Annotated in this window: 3 protein-coding genes; 2 read left to right on the top strand and 1 reads right to left on the bottom strand. The window is 59.4% G+C overall.

The window, feature by feature from the left end; all coding sequences use genetic code 11:
• Positions 1 to 247, bottom strand: a 247-nt coding sequence (locus NKH37_RS33940) for a hypothetical protein (protein ID WP_352973311.1), incomplete at its 3' end; no start/stop codon positions are given.
• A gap of 70 nt (positions 248 to 317) precedes the next feature.
• Between NKH37_RS33940 and NKH37_RS33935 the strand changes: the two genes are divergently transcribed.
• Both NKH37_RS33935 and NKH37_RS33930 read left to right on the top strand, forming a co-directional pair.
• Positions 318 to 503, top strand: a complete 186-nt coding sequence (locus tag NKH37_RS33935) for a hypothetical protein (RefSeq protein WP_352694607.1) — start codon at positions 318 to 320, stop codon at positions 501 to 503.
• Positions 490 to 2,559: a recombinase family protein gene (locus NKH37_RS33930; protein WP_352694605.1), complete on the top strand. Its 2,070-nt coding sequence runs from the start codon at positions 490 to 492 to the stop codon at positions 2,557 to 2,559. Before NKH37_RS33935 ends, NKH37_RS33930 begins: the two co-directional genes overlap by 14 nt.
• The last annotated feature ends 28 nt before the right edge of the window (positions 2,560 to 2,587 follow it).

The raw sequence follows: 2,587 nt of genomic DNA, 5'->3' as shown, positions 1-2,587 counted from the left end.
GCCATCGCAGGGTCATTCTGCCCATGTCGGGCAGATGGTGGAGTTTCATTACCGCTGGCATCCATATTACGGCGGTCGTTTTCGGCATGAAGGTCGCGAGGACCGGGCCAATGGCGCGATCATCCGGGTAGAGATCAGGCCGGGTGAGATCATCCAGGTGGCGGAGTGGATGCTGGATCGGGCGTTTTGCGCCGACATGGAGATGGGCGAACCGCGCGTTGCGGTGATTGGGCTTGTAGAGCTTCATAGACTGCTTACCGAGCGCGGTTTCAGGCAGACTTCGAGGGATGGACTCACGGCCATCCAGGAGGCGCGCCATGAAAGCTTTACCACTACCCCCGACATTACCAGTGCTGACCCAGCAGCTGAGCATGCCGTTCGATACGCCGCAGATGCGAGGCCTGAGCGACGGGGAACGAAGCGTTGTTGTCGCCAGGCTGGCGACCCTCCTGATGGCCGCGGCCGGCGTCGCGACGAAGGAGGCGAGCGATGACGGGCAATAATCTCCTTCCAGCCACGGTGCTGAAGCGCAAAGCTGTGGTCTACGTTCGACAGTCGACCCCGGGTCAGGTCCAGAACAACCTGGAGAGCCAGCGGCGACAATATGAACTTGTCGATGTCGCGCGACGCTGGGGTTTCCGTGATGTCGATGTGATCGACGATGACCTTGGTCGTACCGCCAGCGGTGCTGTAGACCGCCCTGGTTTCGAACGACTGGTGAGCGGCCTGTGCACGGGCAAAATTGGCGCAGTGCTCTGCCTCGACGCATCGCGTCTTTCTCGCAATGGCCGGGATTGGCACCATCTCCTGGAACTGTGCGGCCTGGTTGAAGCGCGCGTCATAGATCTCGACGGAGTGTACGATCCTTGTCGGCCTAACGATCGATTGTTGTTGGGCATGAAGGGCAGTATCAGCGAGTTTGAGCTCGGCATTTTGCGAACGCGCATGCTTGACGCGGCTCGCGCCAAAGCGCGGCGGGGGGAGCTGCGTCTCAGTGTGCCGATCGGTTATATCTGGCACCGCGACTATGGGCTGGGGCTTGATCCCGATTTGCGGGTACAAGAGGCGATCCGCCTCATCTTTTCGCGCTTCCGCGAGCTTGGCAGCGCCCGCCAGGTGCTGATTTCGCTGACGGCTGATAATTTCCATTTTCCTCGCCCTTCTGACGGGCGCAAAACGGTGTCCTTCGACTGGGTGCCGGTTCGCTATCGAAGCGTTATTTCGATCCTGAAGAACCCCTTCTACGCTGGGGTCTATGTCTATGGTAAAAGCGAGAAGCGAACCGAGATTGTCGATGGCAGGGCGCGTAAAAGCTACGGCCACGGCAAACCCTTTGGAACGTGGGACGTGCTGCTCCAGGATCATCACGAAGGCTATATCGATTGGAGTGAGTTTGAGAGGAACCAGAGCCACATCGCTGTCAATGCCTTCGGCCAGAAAGGCGGCATCAAGTCTGGTCGTGGCGGCCGCGCGTTGCTCGCGGGCCTGCTCACCTGCGGCCGATGCGGAAGGCGGTTGGGCGTTGTCTACTCGGGGCGGCCTCCGGGGCATCCCTATTACCGCTGCGAACGTATCAATCAGATGCTGGCCAAGCCACGATGCATGACTTTTGGCGCATCTCGCATCGACCCTGCTATCGGCAAAGAGATATTGAGGGCCGTGACGCCGATGGCGATCGAGGCCGCAATGGAAGCTGATCGGGCGCATCGGGATAATCTGGAAGAACGACACCGCATGGTGGAGTTGGACTTGCAGCAAGCCCGATACGAGGCCTCTCTCGCTGAACGTCGCTATGCTGCTTGCGACCCTGACAACCGGCTGATCGCTGCCCAACTGGAGAAGAGCTGGGAGGCAGCGCTCAGGCGCGTGGAAGCCTGTGAAGCTGGTTTGGCCCAAGCGCGACAAATGGATCTTGTCACCCCAGTCCCCGAATTTACTGGCATTGCCACCGATCTGGAGGCCGCCTGGCGCGCACCTAACGTCGACATGCGATGTCGTCAGCAACTCCTTCGTGCTCTCGTGACTGATATCATTGCTGACATCGATGAAGAGCAGCGTGAAGTCATTTTGACGATCCACTGGAAAGGCGGCCAGCACTCCCAGCTGCGCATTCGCAAACCCAAAGCTGGCGAACATGGCCAGAGTACTCCGGAGGCCGCCCTTGCCGTCATGCGGTCTATGGCGACCCGGTGGTCCGACACAGACATTGCCGCCACTCTCAACCGGATGGGAATGCAGACCGGGCAAGGCAAAACCTGGACTGGGCGCCGTGTCGGGGCACTGCGCACGGTCCATAAAATCCACGGCTACCGATCCGCCGAAAAGAATGGCGAGTGGCTCACATTGACCGAAGCCGCCAAAAAGCTTGGGGTTACTGCCCATCGGGTCCGTCGATTGATCAAGGAGGGCGTGCTCCCTACCGAGCAGGTGGTACCCGATGCACCGCACCAAATACGAGCTGCGGACCTGGAAAAGGATCAAGTGACCCAGTTTCCGCGTCACAGAGGCCCGTGTCGCATCAAAATGGAAAACCAAAAGTCCCTGTTTCCGGACGTTTGAAGAAGAGGTGCAGTATGAATCGGTCGTT

The sequence above is a fragment of the Mesorhizobium sp. M1217 genome, assembly GCF_040318275.1.
In the GTDB taxonomy this organism is placed as follows: Bacteria; Pseudomonadota; Alphaproteobacteria; order Rhizobiales; family Rhizobiaceae; genus Mesorhizobium.
Note: the sequence above shows the minus strand (reverse complement) of the source record. Positions and strands in the feature narration are given on the sequence as shown.

Coding starts and splice junctions, on each gene's coding strand:
- NKH37_RS33935 (WP_352694607.1), top strand. CDS start 318: ATGAAAGCTTTACCACTACCCCCGACATTACCAGTGCTGACCCAGCAG.
- NKH37_RS33930 (WP_352694605.1), top strand. CDS start 490: ATGACGGGCAATAATCTCCTTCCAGCCACGGTGCTGAAGCGCAAAGCT.